The sequence below is a fragment of the Arthrobacter sp. 10L424 genome (genome assembly GCF_056395325.1).
In genome coordinates, this window is sequence record NZ_JBFTJH010000008.1 from 158,303 (window position 1) to 184,179 (window position 25,877).

Genomic DNA, 25,877 nt, shown 5'->3' on the forward strand with positions numbered 1-25,877 from the left:
CCTGGTAATCGATGTCTCCATCAAACCCGGTGCGATTCAGTAGTGCCCGAACCGACGTAGCGCTCGATGCTGACTGGGCAGTGGCCAAGCCCGCCGCCCTGCCCCCGGCGGCGGAAGTTGATGACCTGGCCGGTTCTGCCGCACCCGCAGGTGCCGGTCTCGACGTCGCCCATGTCGTCGGTGAGGAGGAAACCGGGGTAGCTGGTGCTGAGGGCGTCCAGTACGGCGATGGTGCCGGTCTCTCCCGGGGCGATCTCCTTGGCGCTTTGGGCAGGGTCCCGGATGGAGATGTAGCACCATGGCGGAACGTGTTTGCGATGCAGGTGGCATTCGACAGCGAGCATGTTCGACTCGATCATCCCGTACATGTCGCGCACGTTCACCGGAAGCACGCCGAGCAAGTCGTGGCACCGTTCCCGAAAACTCTCATTAGGGATGGCCTCGGCTGTGTGCCGCTTCCAGCCCCCGAGAGTGATGATCATGCTGAACGGGTCCAAGCGCACACTGATATCCTCCCGCTCAAGGAACCGGAGGAGCCGGTCGATGAGGAACGGCGGACTGACGATGTGGCGTGTCATATGTCCCTCCCAACGTCGCAGGTGCTCCAGCGCCTCCCCGGCGTCGAACGCCTGATCGGCAACGAGATATGCGTGGTGGTCGAAGACGCTGTTCAGGATGTTTAAGTCCTTGAGCAGTCCCATCTCCGAGGCTTCCGGGTCCGACGGGTTCAAGAAAAGTCCCGCGCCCCCGGACAGGTTGAAGAACTCCCGGTAGGTGCCGAGCATGGCGACCAGCGCCAGGGTCATTGTCTCGCTGTTGCGGGGGATGACGGAGGGGACACCGCGGGTTCCGCTGGAGCGGGTCTCGGTCTCGACGTCGGCCAGGGAGCAAGTAAGCAGCACCTTGGCGTCGGGACGCTTGAACATGCCGACCGGCAACAGTGGCAGGGATCGCAGGTCGTTGATGTCCTTGATCGCGGCGGGGTCGACTCCCAGGGCGTCACACTGGGCGCGGTAGAAGCCGTTTGCGGCCTGGTGGTAGATCGCGGCGTCCCGTAGGACGTCGGTGACCGACCCGGCCCAGTCCTCAGGGGACTGGACGTAGGCCTTGGACACATTCCCCAGCATCTGCGGTAGGGAGAGCATTGCGTCACTCCTCAGTGAGTGCGAATCGATGAATGCGGTCTGCGCCGCAGGGTCAGCCGTACCGACGCAACTCGGAAAAGAAATCCTCGACCACCCGGAGCTGGCCACTGCCGGCAAGTTCGTCGTAGACGTACTTGCCGACTGCCAAGTCGAGCACGCCCAGTCCGAACGGCGAGAACACAATAGGGCGGTCGTCCGTCAGCGAAACCCTGCCTTCCATGACGTCGGCCAAGGTGCCGTCCACGAAGTCCCTGTTGCCGACCTTCTGCTCCGCGAGGTGGGCCGACGTCCCGGCTTTCAGGCAGTGGTCGACGTCGTCGAGGATGTTGGTGGACGCCAGCAGGATCTCAGGGGCCAGATCGCGCAGGGACACGTGCAGCACCAGCGGGTTGTGCGCGAACCACGTCGTATCGTGTACGTGCGGCTGGCCCGCCACCGTGGCGAACACGACTAGGTCGCTGCTTCTGATCAGCTGCTCGGGGCCGTCGTGCACGGTCACCCGGGCACCTGTACCGCTGCGCTCGAGATAGCCCTTGAAACCCTCCTCACTCTCACCCGAGAGGTCGAACACCCCGATCTCGTCGAAAGACCAGCCGGCGGCCTTAAGGAAGGTGTGGATGTAGCGGGCAATGAGGCCAACGCCCAAGAACCCTATGCGCCGGGGACGTCCGCGTCCCCGGCTGAGCCAGTCGGCAGCAGCGGCGGCAGATGCAGCGGTCCTGGAGGCGCTGATGATGGAGCCCTCCATGCAAGCCAAGGGGTACCCCGTTGCCTGGTCGTTGAGGATCAACACCGCAGAGGCGCGCGGAATTCCAGATGCCACATTTTCCGGGAAGCTGGAGACCCATTTGATGCCGTCAACCTCTACTTGTCCGCCGACCGAGGCCGGCAGGGCGATGATGCGCGAGGTAGGCCGGTCCGGGAAGCGCAGGAAATAAGACGGGGGGTTCACCGAATCTCCGGCTGCATGCACGCGGTAGGTCTGCTCGACCAGCTCGATGACCTCCTTTTCTCGTCCCTGAAGCACCTGCTGCACCTGGGCCCCTGAGATGACCGCGAAGGGCGGAACCGTCTTCGGCTCTGCGGCCGCTGCGGCAGGGGAACTGGCAAGCTCTGTCATCGTGCACCGTCCTGGTTGTGGGTGTCGAGATCGAAAATGTTGCGCGGCTCGGCCATGCCGACAAGAATCTCCCGAGGCCCCTCATAGGCCTCGCGGCTATGCGCCATGCGGATGTTGTCGACCAGCATGAGGTCCCCCGTCTCCCAGGGGGTGCGGAGGGTATGGGCCTCATATACCTCGTTCAGGAGGGCAATGATTTCCTCACCGATCGGCTCTCCGTTGCCGAAACGGGTGTTGAACGGCAGCCCATCAGGACCGTAGACGTCCACCAGGTATTCCCGCACCTCGGGTGCGGTCGTCCATTCGCTCAGGAACGCAACCTGGTTGAACCAACAGGGTTGGCCAGTCGCCGGGTGCCGAACCACGGCAGGGCGCCGTTGCCGGGTGCGCAGCTCCCCATCGGGCTGCCACTCGAGCTCGATCTCGTGCGCCCGGCAGTAGCTCTCGACATCCGCGCGGTCTGAGACCCCGAACGCCTCCTCATAGGAGGCACCGATGTCCCCGTTGTAGCTGCGGGCGAGCAGCCACCCCTGGCTTTCGAACCGACGGACGATGTCAGGCGGCAGGGCATCGAGCACGGCACTGGCGTCCGCCACACCGGTCACCCCACCGACACTGGGTGCCTGAAGGCAGGCGAAGAGCATCAGGCCGGGGAACTCGAGCGCGTAGCTGAGCTCGTGGTGCATGCACATCGGCTGGTTCGCGGGCCATGCCAGGGATGAGTACACGCCGTCCAAGTAGGGCTGCCTGGCGGCGAAAGCCTCCCGGTCCGGCATGAGGCGGCCTGAAACCAGCCGGTGGAAGGCATCGGCCACTTCGGCTGGATCACGGAGGCCCAGACCGCGGACCAGGACGGCGCCGTGCTCATCCACCGCCGCACGCAGCGCCTCTCGGTTCTCTTCGGCCCACAGCACGGGCTCGTGGCCGTTCTCGACGATGAGCAGCGGCACCCGGCCGGCTTGGCGTTCCACGTCGAACTGGATCCTGGGTGTAGGAGACGACATCAGAGGTCCTTTCGTTTCATGGGTAGCGGGTGGGAGAGGCCAACCGGTCCTCCTGGCGGGGCCATGGAGTCGGGCTCCGCGACGGCTCCCGCCGTCCGCGGGGCCGGCGGAACGGCTGTGTCCGCAGGGGACGAGGCTTCGAGCAGGGTCGCCAGGTCTGCCAGGATGGGCGTCTGCATGATGTCCTTGATCGACACTGCGCGCTTGAGCAGTACCGCGAGCTTCACCGCGGACAGCGAGGTCCCGCCCAGTGCAAAGAACGAGTCCTGCCCGCCGATCCGGCCCATCGGCAGGCCGAGCACCGTCACCCATGCCTCCGCAAGCCGCTGCTCGGCCGCCGAGAGGGCTTCGGTGGCGGTGCCGGCCTCGGGAATGACCTCGCGCGCCATGCGGGTCAAAGCCTTCCGGTCGATCTTCCCGTTGCCGGTCAGGGGCAGGCTCTCCTGCCACCTGTACGTCGAAGGAACCATGTAGCCTGGTACCCGGGCAGCCATCTCGCTGCGGATTTCGTCGACCTCGAGCGGCCGGTTGCCGGAATAGAACGCCACCAGGAACTTGGACTGCCCGGCGCCCTCACCGACGACGACGGCGCCGTCGCGGACGGCGGGAACCCGCAGCAGCGCGTTTTCGATGTCGCCGATCTCGATGCGGAACCCGGAGATCTTGACTTGGTTGTCCCGCCGCCCCAGGTACTCCAGCTTGCCGTCCGGGGACCAACGGCCGTAGTCGCCGGCCCGGTAGAGTCGCGCGCCCTCCACGTAGGGGTCGGTGGAGTAGGCCAGCGCGGTGCGCTGCGGGTCGTTGATGTAGCCGCGGCCCACACACACCCCGGAGAAGGCGATCTCGCCCGGTGCTCCAAGCGGCACAAGGCGCTGCCGCTCGTCGAGGATGTGGATCCGGACGTTCGGGATTGGCGGGCCAAGTGGCACAGAGCCGCCCGGGGGCGCTGCACTCAAAACTTCGTGGTTCGTGTCGTCGGAGGTTTCCGTGAGCCCGTAAGCGTTGACCAGCTTGACGTCCGGCATCACGTCGAACCAGCGGCGGACCAGCTCGCGCTTTAGAGCCTCCCCTGTGGCCGAGACGCAGCGGAGGTGCGGCAGGGCGCGAGGCCTGCCGCCCAGGTACGCCACCACGGCGTCCAGATACGACGGAACGACTTGGAAGACCGCCACCGCGCCCCGTTCCACCGTGTCGATGAACCGCTCGACGTCGAGGATCCGGTCCTGCCCGACGATGAGTGTGCGGCCGCCGACGAGCAGCGCCGAGACCAGTTGCCACAGCGAGATGTCGAAGCACTGGGGTGCGGTCTGGGCGACGACGTCCCCGGGGCCGATCCCCAGGTCCTCGATCTTGGCGTACAGGTGGTTCACCATGCCGTCGTGCTCGCACATCGCGCCTTTCGGCTCGCCAGTGGACCCGGAGGTGAAATAGACGTAGGCGAGCTGATCGGGACGAATCTCCAGGCCGAGGTCGTCGGCGGGATGCCCCTCGGCCTCGATGTCCTCGAACAAGAGCTTCGTCACTGCAGGCACTCCTTCCAGCGCCTCATCGAGGGTGGTGGTGCTGCCGCCTTCGGTGAGCACCACCCGGGCCCCGGCCCGCGTGAGCGTTCTGGCGATTCGGTCGGCCGGAAAGTGCGGCTCGATCGGCAGATATGCGCCTCCGGCTTTGAAGATGCCGATCACAGCGGCCATCCACTCCAGATCCCGTTCGGCGACGACTGCCACGATGTCCTCCGCGCGCAGCCCGCGCGAGAGCAGACCACGGGCTATCCGGTTGGCGCGGGCGTTTAGCTCCGCGTACGTCCACTCCCGGGCGTCCTGAACGGCCGCGATTTGTTCGGGACGCTGCCGAACGCGCTCCTCGAACAGCTCGTGGAAGCGCCGCTGGGGCCGGGGCCGCTCGGGCCCGGCGAGCTGCTCAATCTGGAAGCGCCGCTCCTCCTGGCCGACTAGGTCGGTGTCCAAGGGATCCGCCCCCGGGTCCGCTACCACGCCACGGAGCGCGGCGAGGTAGTAGCTGGCGATGCGGCGGGCGGCATCTGCGTCGAGAACATCCCCGCGATACTTCAGGCGAAGCACCTCGCCGATGGTCGCGTGTCCGACCGAAATACCGAGCACGATGCCCTCCGGCAGCTCGGAATCGTCGTCCCGAAGACCGCCGAACACGACTTCGTAGCCCGGGGCGGCCGGCTCGTGACTAGCCTGCCCGGGGGTGGACTGTTCCGTACGGGGCCGGATCAGGCGGCCGTTCGCATCGGAGACGAGGGCCCGCCAGGACCGGTGCGCCAGATCAAGGGTGCACTGCCAGGTCCCGAACGCGTCCTTGCAACCGGTCGTGACCTCTGTTTCGCCGGACAACGCGTGGAGCACTCTCGAGTGTGCCGCCAGCCAGATCGAGGATGGAACCACCTGCAGGCTCTGGGCCAGCGTCCGCACGGCCTCGAACAGGTCCTGTGGCACAGCCACTTCGATCCGGCCCTGATCCGGCTGGCGCTCCTGCGTCCACCTGGGAATCACCGTCAGCGCGGCACCCGCGGGCGCGGTTCGGTCTTTGCCCGGGCCCGACGAGCCGCCAGCGGTGCGGCAGGTCAACGCAGAGGTGGTGGTCATGATCAGGCCCTTTCCAGCGCGAGGGGGGACATTGCGGCGTCTTGGGCCTCTTCGGCCGGGTTGCCGGCCCACAGGGATCCGCGGGTGAGAGTGGTCCCCTTCATGACGAAGGAGTCGGCGCCGACGACCGCGCCGTCTTCGACGGTAACGCCGTAGTGGACGAACGCGGAGACGCCGAGGGTGACATCGTCGCCAACAACGATGCGGTCCGACTTGAACATGCCGTCTTCCTGGGAATGGGATTGGAGGGTGGTGCCGGCGTTCAAGGTGCAACGGGAACCGATCGTGACCAAGGTCCGCTCGATAATGCCGCAGCCGTCATCGAAGACCCGGCTTCCGATCCGTACGCCGAGCAAACGCCAGACCAGCGGCTTGAACGGCGTCCCGTTGAGGAGGCTTGCGTATCGGCTCTGCAGCGACATCTTCCAGTACTGCTCGTGCCACCAGAAATAGGGGTTGTAGATGGAGCAGAGCTGGGGCTGAAGCGGTTTCAGTCCCCTCCCGAGATGCTCGATGCCGATGGGGACCAACAAGCCAACCACGAGCATCAGGACAAAGGCCGCGCTGAGGGCAAGGAAACTGAACTGATCGGACAATTCGAGGGCGGCGAACATGATGATCATGGCCAGTGAGATGTTGAGCCACCGCACCAGCATCAAGAGGGCCATCGTGCGCAGGTTGTACCTGTTCTTGGCTGCCAGGTTCCGACGGAAGTGCGCACGTTTTGAATACTCCTCGGGGAGGGCGTCCCGGAGGACCGAGCGGGGGATCTCGAACGGCGGTGACCCGAGCAGACCTACGTCGTGGCGCAACGGTCCGTCGAGGGGGACCATCACCTTGGTCGCGAGCAGGCAGTTGTCCCCGGTCCTGGCCCCGGCAGGGAAGAGCACGGCGTTGCCCAGGAAGTTGTGTGCGCCGATCGCCGCCCGGCTGACCTTGAACGACGTCGCCGAGAAATCGGTGTTCATAAACGACACCCCGTCGGCGATCATCGTGCCGCTGCCTATCGTCGAAAGGAACGGGCTGTCGTGTTTGAACCCCGTGCCCAGGTTCGAGCCGGTCTGCTGGACCTGCGGCTGCTTGTACCCGATGGCCCGCGCGTAGTGCACGACGTACGAGCTGTCGCCGAACAATCCCGTCAGCATGGGCCTGTTGGTCATTCTCAACACCGCCCGCTCCGCCGCGTGCCGCAGGCCGAACAGCGGGTACACCGTGTCCGGCTTGACGGCGCGTTGAACCACCCGCGGGACGGTGGTGACGATGAGCAACGATACGACCGTGCCACCGAAGACAGCAAGAGCGGCATAGGCAATGGCGTCGGCGTAGAAGACCCAGTTGGTGAACGCGAACGCCTGCGTCCCCAGGAGTGCCGCCACGTTGGGGTTCGCCATGACGACCAACACGACAATCTGGCTTAGCAGAATGCGGCCAAAGCCAATCGTGCTGATCAGCTGGGAGGTGGCGAACCATCCCCGGCGCCAGGGCGAGTAGGGCCTGGCCTCGACTCCGCCATAATCCACCTCAGTGCGCCTGCCGGGCGACCCGTGCCACCGTTCGCCGGCGGGCACGGACTGGCCGGTGTACAGGGTGGATCGGTGGCCCAACTGCGACCCATCTCCCAATGCGGTGCCGATATCCAAAACGCTCCCCTCGCCGACGATGACGTCCCGGCCCAGCGTCAGCGCGCCCAGCTGGATGACGCCGCCGTGGGCGCGGTAGCCGTTCAAAACCGCGTCCTTGCGGATGACCGTCCCTTCCCCGATCGTGAGGAGGTCGGTGCAGACCGGCAGGCGGTTGGTCATGATCGTCACGTTGCGGCCCACCTTGGCGCCCATGGCCCGCAGGTAGAAGGTGGTCAGCGGAGACCCCCTCAGTAGCACCAGCGGGGAAGTTCGCATCAGGGTCTTTACCAGCCAGAACCGGAAATAGGCCAAGCTCCACAGCCGGATTTCGCCGGGGCGGAAACGCCCAAGGATGATCCACTTTGCCGCCACGGGAAGGATGCACATCACCACGAACACTACCGCGGCATAGGCGGTCGACCGGAGGTAGATTACCCAGAATTCTGTCCCCTGGCCCGGCCCACCCTCCGGGTACACCCACTTGTACCAATTGACCGTGAGCAGTCCGGCGAGCACGCAGTAGCCGAGGTAGACGAGTACCTGCAGGGCGCCACAGATGACGTACTCCCAGGTCCGGGCGTCCATGGGCGCCGGAGCCTCCGGCACCGAAGCCACGGCCGGTGAGGGCTCCTGCAAGCGGTCCTGCTGCGGGGGAACCTGCAGGGCCGCGGCGAGGGCAGAGACGCTCGGGTTACCGTAGACATCCTTCATCGAGACCGTCGGTAGGTCCGGCTGCTTACGCATGCGGGCGCAGAACTTCGCCATGACCAGCGAGTCCGCGCCCAGGTCCTGGAAGAAGTCGGCGTCCATCGGGACCTGTTGCATGCCGAGTACGTCGGCGAGCACCTCGGCCAGCCGCTCCTGCACCTGAACCGTCGCCGACGCCTCCTCGGCCGGTACCAGGGCCGCGGCCAGCGCGGAGATTGTTGGGTTCTGGTAGATGTCCTTGATGGACACGGCAGGCAGGTCCGGCTGCTTGCGCACGCGGGCGCAGAACTGCGCCATGATCAGCGAATCCGCGCCCAGGTCCAGGAAGAAATCGGCCTCCACTGGCACATGCTCAATGTCCAGCACGCCGGACAGCACCTCTGCCAACCGGTCCTGCACCTGGATCTGAACCGTCACCGACGCCACTTCCGCCGGGGCCAGAGCTGCGGCCAGCGCCGAGATCGTTGGATTTTGGTAGATGTCCTTGATCGACACCGCTGGCAAGTCCGGTTGCTTGCGCACGCGGGCGCAGAACTGTGCCATCAGCAACGAATCCGCGCCCAGGTCGTAGAAGAAGTTGGCGTCCACGGGGACGTCGTCCTTCTTTACCACCGACGCCAGAAGATCCGCCAGCCGGCGCTCCAAGGCAACGGCCGTACCCTTGGCCGGAGCGGCCGGAGAGCCGTTCCCGGCCGGAGCCGCGGTTACATCAGGTATGGAGAGATCGATAGAAGATGTGGAGCGCGGAGCGCCCTGCAGGTTATCGAGACGCATTTTCACTGCACGAAATTCCTTAAGGCGGCGGTTGCGGCGTAACCGGCCACCGCTTCACGTGCCGGGTGCTGTGGCTCCGACACCGGGTCGGACCGTCGGCCCGGAGCCCCTGCCAAATCGTCGGCGGTTGCCAGCGCTTCGGCGCCGAAATGATCGTGCACCCAGTCGGGGTTGTAGACAGTGTCCAGGTAGGGCCGGCCCATGTCCGGGGAAATGGCAACCGTTGTCAGGTCCTGTGCGTCGTGTTCGGTGAGCCAAGACGCGGCGCCGTGGACCACGGTCCCGGTGGAGCCACCGAGCGTGAAGCCGGCAGCGGCGAGGCGGTGGCAGGCGCGCACCGTGTCCAGTTCTTCGACCATCACCACGTCATCGATCAAGGCCTCGTCGAGCTGCGGCGGCCGCACGCTCATGCCGAGTCCCGGGATCAGGCGGGGGGCGGGCTGGCCGCCGAACGAGACCGATCCTGCGGCATCGACCGCGACAATCCGGACATCCGGCCGGTGCTCACGGAAGTACCGCGCGCAACCCATCAAGGTCCCCGTTGTCCCTGCTCCCACGAACAGCACGTCCAAGTCGGGGAACTGATTGGAGATCTCGGGGGCAGTCCAGCGGTAGTGCGCTCCCCAATTGCCTGGATTGGTGTACTGGTTGAGCCAGATGTACCGCTCGTCGGACGCACACAGGTCCCGCACGTGGTTGAGCCGGGCTCCGAGGAAGCCGTCGACGGGATCCGGTTCGGTGACCAGGTCCACCTGCGCCCCGAGCGACTCCATGAGTTGCCGGGTTGGCGGGTTACAGCGCGGATCGATCACACACACGAAGCGGTACCCCTTGCTGGCAGCGATCATGCTGAGCGCGACGCCGAGGTTGCCCGATGAGGACTCCACGAGGATGGAGCCAGGGCCGATCAGACCCTCCCGCTCGGCGCGCTCGACCATCTCCCGCGCGGGCTTAAGCTTGATTGATCCGGCGAAATTGAACCCCTCAATCTTCAGAAAGAGGCGGCAGCCCAGCACCCCCTCCAGGTCGACGAACAGGCTCTGCTCGTTATACAGGTGCGGATCCCTGATGATCGGCATGATCTCCCTCGTTCCCTGTCATGAGCGTGGTCAGGGACGGGGGAGGCTCCTGCCAGCTTGTGTGTGACGGGTGGCGGACATCTTCGTCCGGACCCTTCTACTTTTCAAGGAATGCCGTGCAAAGCGGCACAAACGGAATACCGCGGCCGCCGCTATTTCCCCCAGCAGCAATACCTGGCTTCCCCACCGCGGATACTCCGAAATGCAGTTTGGGGCTTCAATCCTCTGTTTCGACAGTAGCCACGTTTAGTGGCCTACCGCAATGACTTCGAGCACCTGTATCCGCCCTCCCCGGGTACCTGTATCCAAGCCCCGAGTACCTGCTTCCAGCACTCGCGGCCCCGATAATACCTAGCGTAGGCGCCCGTTCCTCGTCCTCAGATGGCGAACCTCCCAGTCTGCCGCCCGCCTTCTCAGTGAGCCCTACCAGCGCTAAACCGGGAGAAGCAGTGAGGGGTACATGTTGATAGATCCATAAGCGCCCGGCGCATCGTGAGAGAAACCGCCATAGGTAATCGAAGGGCGGCGGGGGGAAGACGTCCGTCATCCTCGGGCCGGCCACCGGGCCTCGCTTGATCGGGAAGAAGGTCCTGGTCGCCGATCTGGCCTAGCTCCCCAAGCAAATGCAACTGATGAATATGGAACAGACGTCCGTGCTCCGCATTTGCCGCTTAAAACCGCGATGCAGGACTCAATAAGCAGCAAATCCCCCTTAGAAAACGAACATTAGGGGAGCGGTGGTCCTAACCGAGAAGTTCGTTTCCCACGCTCGCTACGTGGACGCAGCAAAGTGATGGCAGTTGAGAGAGAATCATCTCTATCCATGCGCCAACGTCAAGACGTCGTCGACGTCTTGACGTCCAGAGCCCTGGAGGCGGTTCCTCCGACTACTGCCGCTGACACTACGCGTTCTGAATTACCCGGCCCTGGTCCCCTGGCTGCGGCCCCAGGGTTCACGTTGGCCTGGCGTGCCACTGAACTGTCCTCCGCCGAGCGCACCGTGGCTGCTGACGAGATAGAAAGGTGGGCGTTCGGTGCCGGGGAGGGATGGCGGAAGCGCCAGGTATCTTTGAATCCTTTCGGCGCAAACAAATGCGCTCATGCTCCTAGCGCGTAAGACCCTTCTGAGCCTGTTTGGCAGTCCCAGGCACGCCGCTTGTCTTGCGCGCCTTGGGTGCCGCTTTCCACTGCTTCAACGTCACCGCTGCCGTCGGCGGAGTCGCTTGGCAATCCTGCCCGCGAGGTCGTGGTCCCGGCAGCCCGCTCCTAGCGCCCGGTGGATTTCCCCGGCGGACCCTGGCACCGCAGCTACGAAGCGGCCGCCGGAACCCCAAAGCCGGTCCACGGAGTCCACGGGAAGCCGCGGGCCGCGCACCGCCAACGCAAATCGGCCCTGACAGGATCCTAGAAGCGGGCCCGGGGGCCTACCGCGATCCTGTCGGCAGGCGTGCGTCCTCGGGAAGGTCGTCGGGGAAATCGTCGGGGATGGCCCCCGGGGCGGCCCGGCGGCCACGGGACGGAGCCGGAGCCGAGGCGGTCCCGGTGCCGTCGGCAGTTTTGGCCAGCGCCTTCCGTTCGCGGCGTCCCTCGACCAGCCGGTACAGCACCGGCACCAGGACCAGGGTCAGGGCAGTGGAGGAGATGAGGCCGCCGATCACCACGATGGCCAGCGGCTGCGAGATGAAGCCGCCGCCGCCGGTCAGGCCCAGCGCCATCGGAGTCAGTGCGAAAACTGTCGCCAGCGCGGTCATCAGGATCGGCCGGAGCCGTTGGCGAGCGCCGTGCGTGATCGCGTCCGCCACGCTCATTCCGGGCTCGCCGTTCCGCGGCTGGCGGTACTGGTTGATGAGGTCGATCAGCACAATGGCGTTTGTCACCACGATGCCGACGAGCATCAGCATGCCGATCAGCGACGGAAGCCCAAGAGGCACTCCGGTGACGAGCAGCAGCCCGATTGCGCCGGTGGCCGCGAAGGGCACCGAAACCAGCAGGATCAGCGGCTGGATGAGCGACTTGAACGTCGCCACCATGATCACGTAGACGATCGCGATGGCGGCCAGCAGCGCCAGGCCAAGCTGGCCGAACGATTCGGCCTGCTGGGTTGTTGCGCCACCGATCTCGGCAGTGACGCCCGGCGGCAGTTGGACGGTCTTGAGCCGGGACTGCACTTCGGTGCTCAAGGCGCCGAGATTGGCGCCCGACGGCGTGACGGACACCCGTGCGGTCCGCTGGCCGTTGCTGGCGGTAATGGACACAGGGACGTCGACCTGCTCCACGGAAGCGATGCTGACCAGCGGCACGGGACCGGCCGCCGTCGGAAGCGGGGTCTGCCGGACGGCGTCGATGCTCGTGAAGCGGGTGCCTTCGCCGATCTTGACCGGGAAGTCGTTGGTCTCGATGCGCACTGTTCCGGCCGGGATCGGGCTGATGGTGGAGGCGAGCACGCCGGCCACCTGTTCCTCGGTCAGGCCAGCGGCCACCGCCTTGGCCCGGTCCACTTTGACCTGGACCACCGGCTGGCTGGCGGCCAGGTTGGTGGCCACCTCGGAGGCGCCAGGGACGCCGTCCATGGCCTTGACCATGGCGTCGCTCGCGGTCCGGAGATCGGCGGTGGTGGCGGCCTTGAGGGTGATGTCCACGGTCGAGGACGTGCCAAAGCCGCCCTGCTGCGAGCCGACGGTGATCTTGCCGGAGTCGGGGATTCCGGCCAGTTCGCTGCGGACGGTTTCCTTGAGTTTGCCTTGGTTGGCCTTCGCCTCGGTCACCACGGTGAAGCTTGAGTTCGAGGCACCGGCGGACAGCAGCGCGGAGAAGCCGGTCTGGGCGTTGCCTGTGGTCACCTGGACGTCCTTGACGCCGTCGATTGACCGCAGCACTTCTTCGACCTTGACCGCCGAGGCGCTGGCCTCGGCGAGGCTCGTGCCGGCCGGGAGGGCCTGCCGGACGGTCATGCTGTTCTCGCCGGAGCTGCCCAGCAGGTCGGTGGCCAGCAGCGGGGTCATGGCGGCGGTGCCGCCGAGGACCAGCAGGGCCGCTACCAGGGTCACGACCGGATGCTTCTGGGTTTTGGTCAGGACCGGCAGGTAGCCGCGCTGCAGGACAGTGCGCTGCTCTGCCTCGTGGGCCTTCGCCGCGATCTGCCGGGCGGTGGTTTCACGGCCGGCGGCCGCTGTGGCAGTGGTGTCTCCGGCGCCGGCCGCCTTGTCGGCCGGGTTCCGCAGGAACCAGTACGCCAGCACCGGCACGATCGTCAGCGAGACGAGCAGGGAGGACAGCAGGGCGATGGTGACCGTCAGCGCGAACGGCCGGAACAGTTCGCCCGCCAGGCCGGCCACAAAGGCAATCGGCAGGAAGACGGCCACGGTGGTGAGGGTCGACGCCGTGATGGCGCCGGCGACTTCGCGGATGGACGTCTGGATCGCGGTGATCTTCGCCTCGCCGTAGCTCAGATGGCGTTTGATGTTCTCGATCACCACGATGGAGTCGTCCACGACGCGGCCGATCGCGATGGTGAGCGCACCGAGGGTCAGGATGTTCAGCGAGTAGCCGGTGGCCGAAAGCCCGATAAACGTGATCAGCAGGGACAGCGGGATGGAAACAGCCGTGACCAGGGTAGCGCGGACGGACATCAGGAAGAGTAGGATCACCGCGACGGCGAAGCCCAGGCCCAGCAAGCCCTCGGTGGTGAGGTCCTTGATGGATTTCTCGATGAACGGCGCCTGGTCGAAGATCGGGGTGAACCGGGCGTTGGAGCCAAGTTCGGCCTCGAGCTGGGGGAGGGAGTCCTTCACCGCGTGGGAGATGCCGACCGTGTCACCCTCTGGCTTCTTCGTGACGGACAGGGCGAGGGTTTCCTTGCCGTTGGTCCGCGTGATCGAGGTGCGGGCGTCCTCGGCGATGCTGACGTCTGCGACGCTGCCGATGGTTGCGGCATTGCCGGTGCCGCCCAGCGGGAGCGCCTTGATGGCGTCGAGCGAGTCGACCGGGCTACCGATCTGCAGCGACAGCGTCTTGCCCTGCTCTTCGATGGTGCCGGCCGGTACGAGGGCCCCGTTGTTCTTGAGCGCCGCGCTTATGGATTTGATGCTCGCGCCGGAGGCCGCCATGGCCTCGGGGCGGGGGAGGATCTTGATGTGCTGCGTGGCGCCGCCGGTCACCTCGGCGCCGCGGACGCCGTCGAGCTTCTGCAGCCGGGGGACGGTGAGCCGGGCCAGATCGGCGTTCAGCTCGCTCAAGGGCTTGTCGGAGGAGACCGCGAGGAACACGATCGGGAAATCGCTGATGCTGCCGGCGATGGCCTGGGGCTGGACGTCATCCGGCAGCGACCGCTTTGCGTTGGAGATGGCCCGGTCGATCTGGTTCCGGGCGCGGTCCAGGTTCGAGCCGTAGGTGAACACCATGCTGATCTGGGACACGCCGTTGCGGGACGTGGACGACGTCGACTCCAGACCCTCGACGCCGTTGAGCGCCGTTTCCAGCGGGCCGCTGATCTGCTTGTCCACGACTTCGGGCGAGGCGCCCGGCATCGAGGTGATGACCGTGATCTGCGGGAACTCAATGGACGGGATGAGCTCCTGCTTGAGCGAGGACATCGTGATCACGCCGAAAACCGACGCGAAGACGGTGATCAGCGCGATCAGGGCCCGGTTGGCCAGCGACAGCTTTGCGAGCCGGAACATCTCATGGTCTCCTGATGGGTCGACGGACGTACTTCAACGGAATCTAGCCTGAAATGGATCGAGACTGCCGTAACCCGGAGCGGGCGTCAGTTGCGCGCGGCGTTGACCGGTTCCAGCTGCAGTGCCTTGGCGGTGTCGGCTTCGAGCTTGGCGGCGAGGTCCGGGTTCTCGTTGAGCTTGACGCCGTAGCCTGGCATCATCTCCTTGAACTTCGACTGCCAGCCCTTGAACTGCTTCGGGAAGGACTTCTGGAGCAGTTCAATCATGATAGGCACCGCGGTGGACGCGCCCGGGGACGCACCCAGCAGGGCGCCGATGGATCCGTCGCGGCCGGCGATGACTTCGGTGCCGAACTGCAGCACGCCGCCCTTCTTCGGGTCCTTCTTGATGATCTGGACACGCTGGCCGGCGGTGATGAGCTCCCAGTCGCCGTCCTTTGCCGCGGGGTAATACTCGCGCAGGGCCTCGACCTTGGCTCCGTGCCGCTTTGCGACCTCTTTGACCAGGTACGCGGTCAGATCCATGTTGTCCTTCGCCACGGCCAGCATCGGGACGATGTTGGAGGGCCGGATGGACAGCGGGAGGTCCAGGTAGGAACCATTCTTCAGGAAGTTCGTGGAGAAACCGGCGTACGGGCCGAACAGCAGGGAGCGCTTGCCGTTGACGTAACGGGTGTCGAGGTGCGGAACGGACATGGGCGGGGCGCCCACGGATGCCTGGCCGTAGACCTTGGCGCTGTGCTGGGCCGCGAGCGTCTCGTCGGTGCAGCGGAAGAACTGGCCGGAGACAGGGAAACCGCCGTACCCCTTGCTCTCCGGAATGCCGGAGGCCTGCAGCAGGTGAAGGGCGCCGCCGCCGGCGCCCACAAAGACGAACTTGGCGCGGATCGAGCCGTGCTCGCCGGACGTGGGGTGCTTGATCGCCAGGTCCCAGCCGCCGCCGGGGGCGCGCTTGATGCCGGAGACGTCGTGGCCGTAATTGACCTCCACGCCGTTGTTGCCGAGGTAGGTGGTCAGCTCACGGGTCAGGGCGCCGAAGTCGACGTCGGTCCCTTCCGCCGCGCGGGTGGCGGCGACGCGCTGCTTCGGGTCGCGTCCCTTGACGATCAGCGGAGCCCACTTCGCGATCTGCGCGTGGTCCTCGGAGTATTCCATCGACCGGAACAGCGGGTTCGGCTTGAGCGCCTCGTAGCGCGTGCGCAGGAACTTGGTGTTGTCTTCGCCGATCACAAAGCTCATGTGCGGAACCGTGTTGATGAAGCCCTTGGGGGAGCCGATCATGCCGTTCGTGACGAGGTGGGACCAGAACTGGCGGGACAACTGGAACTGCTCGTTAATGAGGAGCGCCTTCGCGGGGTCCACGGAGCCGTCTTTGGCAGCGGGGGAGTAGTTAAGCTCACACAGCGCGGCATGTCCGGTTCCGGCGTTGTTCCATGGCCCGGAGCTTTCCAGGCCGGGCTCGTCCAGCTTCTCGAACAGGGAGATCGTCCAGTTCGGCTCGAGCTGCTTCAGGAAGGCACCGAGCGTGGCGCTCATGATGCCGCCGCCGATCAGGACGACGTCGGCATGTTGGGTCTTGGAAATGAAAGTCACAATCAGTCTCCGATAGCAGCGGGTCTGGCTGTCACAGAATATCCCGCACGGGCCTCTTACTGAAATTGGGTCCGTCCGTCAAGGCTTTAGCTCCACCTTTGTGAAAACTTCATTCAGGACGGGCGACGCCGGATACTTCAGCACGCGGTCGGAGAGGGCAAGTGCGGAGATCGGGAAAGCGATCGGCACGGCGGGAACCGTGGCGGCGATCTGAGCGTTGATGGTCTGGTATTCCTCTGTCCGCTCCTTGCCGTCCGGCAGGCCGCGCGCGCGGGCGATCTTGGAAAAGACCTGCGGGTCCTGGTAGCCGAACTCGCCGGTGTTCTCGCCGAAGAGCGGGCCCACGAAGTTGTCCGGGTCGGCGTAGGAACCGTTCCAGCCCAGCAGATGGAGGCCGTGATCGCCGGGTGAGGTGACCTTCTGGAGGTAGCCCTCGGACCAGTCGACGGGCACCGGCTTGATGTTCAGCCCGACGGCGGTCAGTTGCTTGCTGATTTCCGCATAGACCTTTTCCGGGGTCGGGAGATAAGGCCTGGTGACGTTCAGCGGGTAGTAGAACTTCAGTTCCTCGCCTTGGTAGCCGGCCTCGGTGAGCAGTTCCTTGGCCTTCTCCGGATTGTGGCCCAGGGCGGGGGCGTTGTTGTTGAACCCGCTGAGTTTCGGCGGAACGAACTGCGTCGCCTGGGCCGTGTTGTCGATGAAGAACTTGCGGATCAAGGTGTCCTTGTCCAGCGCCATTTCGATGGCCTGGCGGACCTTGACGTTCTGCAGGATGGGCACTTCCTGGTTCATGCCCAGGTACATGACGGAGAACGGATCACGCTGCACGATCTGCTGGCCGCGCTTGACGAGTTGGTCGAAGTTGCCGATTGTAACGGCGTCGTAGGCGTCGATCTTGCCGTCGAGCAGGGCCTGCATCCGGGTCTGGGTGTGATCGTAGGTGACAAAGTTGATGGTGCCGATCTGGCCTTTGTCCCCCCAGTAGTCCTTGTTGCTGGCGAGCGTGATGCTGCCCGGGTCCCAGGAACTGAAGACGTACGGACCGGTTCCCACAGGGTGGAGCCCGTAGGCGGAGACGGGCTGGCCGTCGCGGCTCTGGTTCAGCTCGTCGGCGTTTTCGGAGGCAAGTGCCTGCGGCGAGGAGATGGCGAAGGCGGGCAGCGTGAGGGCCTGCAGGAAACCGGTGAAGGGCTGGGTGAGTTCGATCGTGACGTTGTCCGGGGCTGCGGCGGTGCATCCCTTGTAGATGGAGAGGGACGCCTGATCCGCGTGGGCTTTGAATACGCCCTTGAAGGTTGTCCCCGGAGCCTGCTGCCGAAGCGCACTCGAGAAGTTGAACCAGCGGTTGAAGTTGCTGCAGACGGCTGCGGCGTCGAAGGCCGTCCCGTCCTGGAAGGTGACCTTCTCGCGGAGCTTGAATGTGTAGGCGCGGCCGTCCCCGCTCGTGGACCATTCGGTTGCCAGCAACGGCGTGGGCTGTCCCGTGGTCTGGTCCACGCCGACCAGTCCCTCCAGGACCTGGCGCGTGATCCGGTAGGACTCGATGTCGGAGACCACTGCAGGATCCAGCCCGAGCGGCTGCGAGGCGGTGCCGAACGTGAAGACTGCGCTGGGGCCGGAATCTGTGGGGCTTGCCGAGGCGGTGGCGGAACCCGGGCCGGGGCCGGGTGTGCCCGTGCAGGCGGCGAGGGTCAGGAGCACGGCCACGCCGGCCGCGATGCGGCGCACTGCACCGGCCCGCGCTCCACGGCCCTGCATGTTGCGGGGGCGCACGGTACGGCTGGGCACTGTACTTCTGGGCACTCGGGAATCACCTCTGGGTAACTGAATGGACCGCCGGCTGCGGAACAGCATCATTCTAGTTGACCTGTCCGGACGATCCCTGTGAGCTGGGAGCGGCACCGGTCCCGGCAGGCAAAGGCGAAGGCCCGCACCAGCGGTGCGGGCCTTCGTTTCTCCTAGTTGGTCCAGTGAGTCAGGCTGGAACCGCGGCAGGAGGGCTTGGAAATGCCTACTTGGGCATCAGGACCGAGTCGACCATGTAGACAGTGGCGTTGGCGGTCATGACGCCGCCGCAAACAACGCTGGCGTCGTCGACCTTGAGCGCGTCCTTGGTGCCGGTGACTGTGACGGAACCGCCCTGGACCGTTTTGTGGGTGCCGACGATCTGGTCCGGGCTGATCTTGCCCGGAACAACGTGGTAGGTCAGGATCTTGCTGAGCAGGGCATCGTCCGTCTTCAGCGTTTCAATCGTGGCGGGGTCGATCTTGGCGAAGGCGTCATCCGTCGGTGCGAAGACCGTGAATTCGCTGCCGTTGAGGGTGTCCACCAGGTCGACCTTGGGGTTGAGCTTGCCGGAAACAGCGGCGGTCAGCGTGGTGAGGATCGGGTTGTTGGACGCAGCGACGGCGACCGGGTCGAGGGCCATTCCGGCGACGGAGCCGGCACCGCTCGGGACCTGGGCGGCGTAGCCGGCGCAGCCGGCGCCGACGAGGTTGGCGGCCGGATCCATGGCTGCTGCCGAGCTGGCGGACGGCGACGGTGCCATGCTCGTTTCCATCGGCGTGGAGGCCGGGGCCGAGGAGGCGGGTGCCGTGGTGGCTGCTCCGCCACAGGCCGTGAGGCTGAGCATGGCCGCAGCAGCGATTCCTGCAACGGAAAGAGTCGTGCGCTTGATGGTCTGCATTTCGGTTTCTCCTTTGTTGTGCCGATCGTTGCCAGCGGCGCTTTTGCCGCTCTGGCCCTTGTCCGACTTGTTGGGCACCGACCCTTGGTTGGTGTCTCAATGTGTATTCGGGGACTCCGGGGAAACGGATGGGTGCGGGATTGAAAATTCTTTTCGCAGGTCCCACTGACGGTCTAACGGGCTCAACGGAGGCGCGCTTAAACGAAAGAGTCCCGGTCCGAAGACCGGGACTCTTTCTGTGTGCGCAAGGGGGGACTTGAACCCCCACGCCCGAAGGCACAGGAACCTAAATCCTGCGTGTCTGCCAATTTCACCACTCGCGCGCGGCGCCCGCACCTGGCCGGTCCAGGGACCGGCGTGGCGGATGCCAGGCTCCATTGTACATTTCACGGCACACGCTGATGCGACAGGTTGTTCCGGTCTTCCCGGCGCCGGCCACCGCCGTCGGGAAGACCGGAACGATCGGCCGCTGGTTTAGAACCGGGGTGAAAGATTAGATGCCGGCCATGCCCTTACCGATCATGACTGCGCCAATAATGGCAAGAACGGCGGCGATGATGACGTTGTAGTAGCGAACCAGCCAGGTCTTGGCCGGTTCCAGTACGCGGCGTACTGGAGCGCCGAGCAGGAGATACGCCGCTACCGGCACCACCACGGTGACCGTGGCGAGTGCCGTATAGATGAGCAGGGCGGCGGCAGCCATACCTGGCGGGATGCTGGCGCTGCCGATCACAATGCCGGCCGCGATGCCGAAGATCAGTTCCTTCGGATTGATCGCGGTCACCAGAAATCCCGTCCGCAGGGCCTTCGCGGGCGTTATGCCGGCCAGGGCATGCATCCACCCGGGAGTCTTCGGTTCGGCGGCGCCCTTGGGCCGCGAACGGAGCTTGGACAGCGCCAGGACGATGAGTCCCACGCCAAGGACGAGGCGGATGACTGCGCCCAGGCGTGTGCCGCCTGACGCCTGGGTGGCAAAGTCGGACAGGGCAGCCGCGGCAAGCACCGTAACGAGGACGGCGAGGACCCGGCCTACGGCAAAGCCCAGGCTCCGGCCCCGTCCCTCCGGGGAAAGGATCATCAACAGCACGGCGATCAGCGGGAGCGGACTGGCCGCCATTCCGATGGCCTGCGGCACCACCTCGGCGATCAGTTCAAGCACGCTGCTCCATCCCGTGACGCCAGAGAGACGTGGACCTGCAGCGAATGTACGGTGGCGGGCGGCCTGGACGCATCACCCGCGGGGGATGAGCGCGAAGCCCGGAACCCGACCCCGAGGGGAGTCGCGGCTGGCACTGGTCCGGGCTGCGAATGATCCGCCGGCTAGGAGTCGATTTTGAGGTCCCTGCGGAGTTTGGCGACATGCCCGGTGGCCCTGACGTTGTACTGGGCAACCGCGACTTTCCCCTCGGGGTCGACAACCACCGTGGACCGGATGAGCCCTTGGTATGTCTTGCCGTAGTTCTTCTTCTCGCCCCATGCGGCGTAGGCCTCGGCGACGGCGTGGTCAGGATCGGACAGCAGGGGGAAATCCAGGCCTTCTGCGGCTGAGAACCTGGCGAGCTTGTCCACGGGATCGGGGGAGATGCCCACCACCTCGTAGCCGGCACTCTTCAGGGAGGCCAGGGAGTCCCTGAAGTCGCAGGCCTGCTTGGTGCAGCCCGGAGTGGAGGCCGCCGGATAAAAGTAGACCACTGTGCTGCGTCCCAGGAAGTCCCCAAGCGAGACGTCCTGCCCTTCCGAATTTTTCAAGGTGAAGGCCGGCGCGGTGTCGCCGGCGATGAGTCGTTCAGGCACGTTGTGCTCCTTTTCAGGGCTGTCTCAGGTGGTGATATTCCAGCCTAGTGAGCGTTGGTGCGCCGGCCGAATCGTGTGATCGCTATACTCGTTGGTATGCCTGATATGGATCGCTGGCCCACTGGGCGCCTATTGTCCACGGCAGCACGCCTTGTTGAACACTCCTGGAACGAGAAGCTGGGGGCTATTGGCCTGACCCATGCGGGTGTCATCGCCATGGAAGTGCTCTCCGTCAACGGCCCCATGACACAGGCCCAGCTGGCCCAACTGGTGCGTGTCCAGGCGCAGACCATGGGAAAAACACTGAGCCGGCTCGAAGCCCACGGACACATCTCGCGGCAGCGCAGTGCCTCGGACCGCCGCAGCCACGTTGTGTCTCTGACGGACCGGGGCCGCGCGGCCGTTGTCGAGGCCGCGGACATGGAGCGTTCCGTGCTCGCCGCCGCCTCGATTGACCCGGACGTGCTCAGGCAGGAGCTCCGGGCGGTTGTCACGGAACTAGCAACCAGGATTTCCTCAACCGATGCAAAGTCCATCGTCAGCACTCCGGAGCCAAGCCTGCCCGTCGAGGCCAACTAGGGCATCGTCCAAATCACAGGGAGTGTCCACGCTGGCTGTCCGCCACGTGCACCGTCAGGCACGGTTTGGGCCCGGCAGGGCTGGCGGCGGGGTAACAGCTTCCTTCCCCGCCGTGTCCCTCAGCGGACCGTGCGCCCGCTGCGCATAGGCTCAAGGCATGGACTCGAACCTGACTACGGAACTGGAAGGGCAGACCTCGATCAACGAGCTGCTTGACGAGCCTGTAGGTGTGTTGCCGGTCCAGCTGGCGTTGCCTATCCACTTTCAATTGGCCGCCGCGGCGCGGCGGGAATCCTGACGCAGCGGACTTCCTCCATCCCGGATCGGGCCTTTTCGTTCCGGTCTGAGCCCGTGTGTTTTTGGTAATAAGGAAACCCCATTCCTCTTTCTGTGAAACCTGGACGAGGGGCTTTTTTCTCGTGCGCTCCCGGGACTCGAACCCGGACGCCATTTATTGCGAGGTCGATTAGTATCCTGATCCATTAGCCCCGCGGGACAGCTGGGGGCATTGGGGGCAGAATAGGTGACCCGTCAATGTCCCGTGCCGGCAGGGGGGTATTTGCTGTTCGATGCAGTTGTCATCCAACAGCGGAAATTTCCGCCGGCCCGTTGGTCATATTTTGGAGAATCACGGAGCGCGCGCCGAAAATTTGATATTCGGCCGAATTCACTTAGTGGTTCGCAGATATCAGGCCCGCGCGGGCCCTCCGTCCCGGCTCTGCGCTTCCTGGAGGGCTTCGCCATGCACTCATGCGGGGCGATGGGCCGAACATTGGCCGCCTGAAACCCGACAACACCCCGACCGCTCGACGCAGGCGGACCTAGGCAGGCTAAGTGTCGAAGGGCCGTATATTCCCGGTTCTTTCCGAGTGGATATAGCGGGGGAAGCAAGTAGAGCCTACTCGTGACACCTCTTGGGGCGGAACATAGGCTCTGCGGCACGGGGAATGGCTTAGAGAGCTGGGGCCACAACCAGGCTACGACCGGACCAGCCCTAGTGTTGCGCTTCAATAAAGTGCGACGTCGTCTGATATTCGGTAATTGTCATGAAGTGGTGATGCATTTGTCCCAGCTTCCAATTTCCCTCTCCGGGCTGACCATATCGTCACCGGGAGCGCCAGCAAGCGTGGTTATTCCAACCCGAAAAGAAGCGATCAACCTCTCCGGCGTCATTCGCCGCAAGCCCTCGCACGTGGACGAGTTTGTCATCGCAGGTGGGCGCTCCCATGATCACACCGTCGACGTTGCCCGTGCGCGGGAAATCGGCCGGTTTCTTTCCCCGCTCCAACATGACTACGACTTCGCCAAGGGCTCGCGTTATGGCGCCGGGGGCGGATCCAAGGATCTGACCTGGTGGCGGAACGCTGGCAGCCGGGCGCTGACACGGGTGGCCCAGATCGTGTATCGCTGCGACTACGGTTCGCTCACGTCTCCACAATCCAGCTGAGCGGGACAGCTCCCCGAGGTGGACCGTCAAAATTTCACAGATTTAATGTCGGAAGGAAAAAACATGAGCAACCATCATGCGTATGCGGCGGGACGGTTTGCGGCGGTATCCATGCGGTCGAAGCTGCGCAGGGTGGACGGGACTTCCTGGCTTGGCATGAGGCGGGGAGGTGACCGCTCGGCCGGTCCTCGTCCAGGCAGGTCGCGGAACCGGCGGCTCCGTCCGCTGCTGGCGTCGCTGCTGGCAGCGCTGCTGCTTGCGGCAGGTGTTGTGGTGGTGGCGCCGGGTCCGGCGTCGGCTGCTCCGGGTGATGTTGGGATTGAGGGTCTGTCGCATACGGGGACGGGGACGCCGACCGGTACGAAGCGGGCAACGAGTGCGTTGTGGTTCAACGACGGCTCCTGGTGGGGGAACTTGTGGGACACCTCCAGCTCGGATTTTCATATCTTCCGGTTCAACACCGCGACGAGTTCGTGGGTCGACACGGGTGTGGCGACGGACACACGTGCGAACACTCATCATGACGTGCTGTGGGACGGGACGACCCTATATGTCGCGAGCTACAGGTTCGTCAACGACGGTGTGCCGGCTGAGCCGAACTTCCCGACGACTATGCGCCGCTACAGCTACAACCCGAGCAACAAAACGTACACGCTGCTGGGTTCTTCACAAATCAACAACCAGCGCGTAGAGACCCTGACCATCGACAAGGACTCGACTGGCCGGGTGTGGGCCACGTGGCAGCAGGGCAACAAGATCTTTATGAACGTCACCAACACCGCCGGCGTGACGTGGGGGACGCCGTTCCAGCATCCTGCGTCGTTGAGCAACGTGTCCGTGGACGACATTTCGGCTGTGATCGCGTTCGACGGGAAGATGGGTGTGATGTGGAGCCGGCAGGTCGGTGACGCCACCGACGGCATGTACTGGAGCTTCCACGTCGATGGAGATGCCAACACCACCTGGTCCACTGCGGTGGCGGCGGTGAAGGGGCAGCGCAGCGGTGACGACCACATGAACCTGAAGTGGCTGGACTCCTCGGGTGGTCGTGTTTTCGCCGCTATCAAGACGTCGTTCACCTCGGCGTCCCAGCCGCTGATCCAGCTGTTGGCCTTGAGTGGTACGACGTGGACGGCACACACGATCGCGACCGTGTCGGAGTGCCCGAACCGGGTCCTCGTCCTCATTGATGAGGGGACGCAGAGGCTGCGCACCTTCGCCACCTATCCGAAGCCGAGCGGCACGACGAATGCCGGTGTCTGCACCAGCTCGGGGGGTGCGATCTACGAGAAGTCCACGCCGCTGAACAACATCAACTTCACGACCACGAAGACGGCTCGTATCGTGGACGCAGACCAGTATGTGCACAACGTAACGTCGACGAAGCAGAATCTCAACAGCACGCGGGGCACGGCCAACAGCGGTCTCCTGGTGCTGGCCGATGTGAACGCCACAAGCCGGTACTGGAGCTTCTACGAGCAGGGCAGCGGTGGTGGGGGTGGGGATACGACCGCCCCGACCGTGACGGCCACGTCCCCGGCGGCCGGTGCCACTGGTGTGGCGGCTTCGACAAATGTGACCGGGACCTTCTCGGAGGCGATGGATCCGTCGACAATCACGTCGACCACGTTCAGATTGACGACGGGGCCGTCGACGACGGTGCCGGCCGCTGTGTCGTACACAAACAACGTTGCGACGCTGAACCCGACGGCGGATCTGGCGGCCAATACGACGTACACGGCGACGATCGATGGCGGCTCCGCAGGGGTGAAGGATGTTGCCGGTAACGCGTTGGCGTCGCCCAGGACGTGGACCTTCACCACAGCTTCCGCGGGGGGCGGGGATACAACGGCCCCGACCGTGACGGCCACGTCCCCGACGGCCAATGCCACCGGGGTTGCGGTTTCGGCGAATGTGACCGGGAATTTCTCGGAGGCGATGGATCCGTCGACAGTCACGTCGGCCACGTTCAGTCTGACGGACGGGTCGACGACAGTGCCGGCCGCTGTGACGTACTCAAACAACGTTGCGACGCTGAACCCGACTGCGGATCTGGCGGCCGGTAGGACTTACACGGCGACTGTCTCCGTTGGGGTGAAAGACGTTGCCGGTAACGCGTTGGCGTCGCCCAGGACGTGGACCTTCACCACAGCCGGAGGCGGTGGCACAACGGAGACCGTCACGCTGACGGCCACCGCTGACAGCTACGTGACGAGCGCGGCGACGGGGACGAACTTTGGTACGGGTGTCATGTTGGGTGTGGACAACAGCCCAGTGGAGGTCACGTACTTGAAGTTCGACCTGTCACCGTATGCGGGCCGGACACTGGAGGGTGCGACTTTGCAGCTGCGTACCGCCGGGAGTGGGTCGACGGGTAAACAGAACGTCAAGCTGGTCGCTAATGACAGCTGGACCGAGACCGGGATCACGTACCTCAACCGTCCGACGCCGCTGGGTACCACCCTCGGCACGTTTGGCCCGACGGCGACCAACACCAACTACAGCATTCCGCTGACTATCAGCGGACTGACAGGTGAGCTCGGCCAGCAGCTCTCCCTTGGTATGGACTCCAGCAGCAGTGACGGCGTGGACATCAACTCCAAGGAGGCCGGCAGCACGCTCGCGCCGAAGCTGGTGCTCACACTGAGGAACTAGAGGAACCAGGCGGACGGTGTCGGCACAGCCGACACCGTCCACACCATCTGAACGAAACCACCCAGACAGGGGACGACCATGCAGACCAACACCAGGACACTGCACTTCGATATCCAGGGCATGGCATTACGTGTCTCGCGGGGTGCGCGATGACGAGGACGCTTGATGTGGCCAGCCGCACGGAGGGGCGTTGGGGGGCCCGTGATGTGTGGTGTGTGGTGGCGGGTGTTGTGTCGTTGGCGCTTGCGGTGGGGGCTGCTTCGACGGTGGCGGTGCCGGTGGGTAGTGATCTGGGGTTGGTTGCGGTGTTGCCGTTTCCGTTCTGGGTGGGGGTTTTGTTGTTGAATGGTGCTTTTGTTGTGGCGTTGCGGGGGGATGCTG

Annotated in this window: 16 protein-coding genes, 1 tRNA gene and 1 pseudogene; 5 read left to right on the top strand and 13 right to left on the bottom strand. The window is 64.9% G+C overall.

Going from position 1 to position 25,877, the window contains the following annotated elements; genetic code table 11:
• Window positions 1-20 precede the first annotated feature (20 nt).
• The 13 genes from AC1DC5_RS14645 to bcp form a co-directional block, all read right to left on the bottom strand.
• Entirely contained in the window at window positions 21-1,145 is a 1,125-nt protein-coding gene (locus AC1DC5_RS14645; protein WP_476865626.1) for a LuxE/PaaK family acyltransferase, read from the bottom strand.
• A 52-nt stretch (window positions 1,146-1,197) separates the two neighbouring features.
• Entirely contained in the window at window positions 1,198-2,265 is a 1,068-nt protein-coding gene (sbnB, locus tag AC1DC5_RS14650) for a 2,3-diaminopropionate biosynthesis protein SbnB (protein WP_476865627.1), read from the bottom strand.
• Window positions 2,262-3,269 carry a TauD/TfdA family dioxygenase gene (locus tag AC1DC5_RS14655; protein WP_476865628.1) on the bottom strand — a complete coding sequence of 336 codons (1,008 nt, stop codon included), beginning with the start codon at window positions 3,267-3,269 and terminating at the stop codon, window positions 2,262-2,264. The genes sbnB and AC1DC5_RS14655 overlap by 4 nt, the downstream gene beginning before the upstream one ends.
• A complete protein-coding gene (locus AC1DC5_RS14660; RefSeq protein WP_476865629.1) occupies window positions 3,269-5,881 on the bottom strand; it encodes a non-ribosomal peptide synthetase in 2,613 nt (870 codons plus the stop codon). The genes AC1DC5_RS14655 and AC1DC5_RS14660 overlap by 1 nt, the downstream gene beginning before the upstream one ends.
• Window positions 5,882-5,883: 2 nt before the next feature.
• The gene (locus AC1DC5_RS14665) at window positions 5,884-8,985 is read right to left on the bottom strand and encodes a Pls/PosA family non-ribosomal peptide synthetase (protein ID WP_476865642.1); all 3,102 of its coding nucleotides are present in this window, start codon (window positions 8,983-8,985) and stop codon (window positions 5,884-5,886) included.
• Between the two features lie 2 nt (window positions 8,986-8,987).
• Complete coding sequence (sbnA, locus tag AC1DC5_RS14670; protein ID WP_476865630.1) at window positions 8,988-10,064, bottom strand: 2,3-diaminopropionate biosynthesis protein SbnA; 1,077 nt, start codon at window positions 10,062-10,064, stop codon at window positions 8,988-8,990.
• A gap of 1,424 nt (window positions 10,065-11,488) precedes the next feature.
• Entirely contained in the window at window positions 11,489-14,743 is a 3,255-nt protein-coding gene (locus tag AC1DC5_RS14675) for an efflux RND transporter permease subunit (protein WP_476865631.1), read from the bottom strand.
• Between the two features lie 86 nt (window positions 14,744-14,829).
• Window positions 14,830-16,335: a malate:quinone oxidoreductase gene (locus AC1DC5_RS14680; protein ID WP_441406761.1), complete on the bottom strand. Its 1,506-nt coding sequence runs from the start codon at window positions 16,333-16,335 to the stop codon at window positions 14,830-14,832.
• A gap of 78 nt (window positions 16,336-16,413) precedes the next feature.
• The gene (locus AC1DC5_RS14685) at window positions 16,414-18,093 is read right to left on the bottom strand and encodes an ABC transporter substrate-binding protein (RefSeq protein WP_476865643.1); all 1,680 of its coding nucleotides are present in this window, start codon (window positions 18,091-18,093) and stop codon (window positions 16,414-16,416) included.
• A 253-nt stretch (window positions 18,094-18,346) separates the two neighbouring features.
• The gene (locus AC1DC5_RS14690; protein WP_476865632.1) at window positions 18,347-19,021 is read right to left on the bottom strand and encodes a fasciclin domain-containing protein; all 675 of its coding nucleotides are present in this window, start codon (window positions 19,019-19,021) and stop codon (window positions 18,347-18,349) included.
• Between the two features lie 241 nt (window positions 19,022-19,262).
• Window positions 19,263-19,344 (bottom strand) — tRNA-Leu (locus AC1DC5_RS14695).
• A gap of 170 nt (window positions 19,345-19,514) precedes the next feature.
• Window positions 19,515-20,180: a GAP family protein gene (locus tag AC1DC5_RS14700; RefSeq protein WP_476865633.1), complete on the bottom strand. Its 666-nt coding sequence runs from the start codon at window positions 20,178-20,180 to the stop codon at window positions 19,515-19,517.
• A 161-nt stretch (window positions 20,181-20,341) separates the two neighbouring features.
• Complete coding sequence (gene bcp, locus AC1DC5_RS14705) at window positions 20,342-20,815, bottom strand: thioredoxin-dependent thiol peroxidase (protein ID WP_476865634.1); 474 nt, start codon at window positions 20,813-20,815, stop codon at window positions 20,342-20,344.
• A gap of 105 nt (window positions 20,816-20,920) precedes the next feature.
• Here bcp and AC1DC5_RS14710 point away from each other — a divergent pair, with 105 nt between their 5' ends.
• From AC1DC5_RS14710 to AC1DC5_RS14730, 5 genes and pseudogenes are all read left to right on the top strand, one after another.
• Window positions 20,921-21,394 (top strand): MarR family winged helix-turn-helix transcriptional regulator, encoded by a 474-nt coding sequence (locus AC1DC5_RS14710; protein ID WP_476865644.1) that lies wholly within the window; start codon window positions 20,921-20,923, stop codon window positions 21,392-21,394.
• A gap of 157 nt (window positions 21,395-21,551) precedes the next feature.
• Entirely contained in the window at window positions 21,552-21,692 is a 141-nt protein-coding gene (locus tag AC1DC5_RS14715) for a hypothetical protein (RefSeq protein ID WP_476865635.1), read from the top strand.
• 699 nt (window positions 21,693-22,391) lie between these two features.
• On the top strand, window positions 22,392-22,841 hold the full coding sequence (locus AC1DC5_RS14720; protein ID WP_476865636.1) for a glycosyltransferase family protein: 450 nt from the start codon (window positions 22,392-22,394) through the stop codon (window positions 22,839-22,841).
• Window positions 22,842-22,904: 63 nt separating this feature from the next.
• Window positions 22,905-25,496, top strand: coding sequence for an Ig-like domain-containing protein (locus AC1DC5_RS14725; protein ID WP_476865637.1), 2,592 nt, complete (start codon window positions 22,905-22,907; stop codon window positions 25,494-25,496).
• 149 nt (window positions 25,497-25,645) lie between these two features.
• Window positions 25,646-25,877 (top strand): annotated as a pseudogene (locus tag AC1DC5_RS14730) (glycosyltransferase); the annotation flags it as partial.

Bases quoted from the DNA above. Each gene is read 5' to 3' on its own strand.
- sbnA (WP_476865630.1), bottom strand. From the start codon at position 10,064: ATGCCGATCATCAGGGATCCGCACCTGTATAACGAGCAGAGCCTGTTC.
- sbnB (WP_476865627.1), bottom strand. From the start codon at position 2,265: ATGACAGAGCTTGCCAGTTCCCCTGCCGCAGCGGCCGCAGAGCCGAAG.
- AC1DC5_RS14660 (WP_476865629.1), bottom strand. From the start codon at position 5,881: ATGACCACCACCTCTGCGTTGACCTGCCGCACCGCTGGCGGCTCGTCG.
- AC1DC5_RS14710 (WP_476865644.1), top strand. From the start codon at position 20,921: ATGGATCGCTGGCCCACTGGGCGCCTATTGTCCACGGCAGCACGCCTT.
- AC1DC5_RS14715 (WP_476865635.1), top strand. From the start codon at position 21,552: ATGGACTCGAACCTGACTACGGAACTGGAAGGGCAGACCTCGATCAAC.
- AC1DC5_RS14655 (WP_476865628.1), bottom strand. From the start codon at position 3,269: ATGTCGTCTCCTACACCCAGGATCCAGTTCGACGTGGAACGCCAAGCC.
- AC1DC5_RS14665 (WP_476865642.1), bottom strand. From the start codon at position 8,985: ATGCGTCTCGATAACCTGCAGGGCGCTCCGCGCTCCACATCTTCTATC.
- AC1DC5_RS14690 (WP_476865632.1), bottom strand. From the start codon at position 19,021: ATGCAGACCATCAAGCGCACGACTCTTTCCGTTGCAGGAATCGCTGCT.
- AC1DC5_RS14645 (WP_476865626.1), bottom strand. From the start codon at position 1,145: ATGCTCTCCCTACCGCAGATGCTGGGGAATGTGTCCAAGGCCTACGTC.
- AC1DC5_RS14675 (WP_476865631.1), bottom strand. From the start codon at position 14,743: ATGTTCCGGCTCGCAAAGCTGTCGCTGGCCAACCGGGCCCTGATCGCG.
- AC1DC5_RS14685 (WP_476865643.1), bottom strand. From the start codon at position 18,093: ATGCAGGGCCGTGGAGCGCGGGCCGGTGCAGTGCGCCGCATCGCGGCC.
- AC1DC5_RS14725 (WP_476865637.1), top strand. From the start codon at position 22,905: ATGAGCAACCATCATGCGTATGCGGCGGGACGGTTTGCGGCGGTATCC.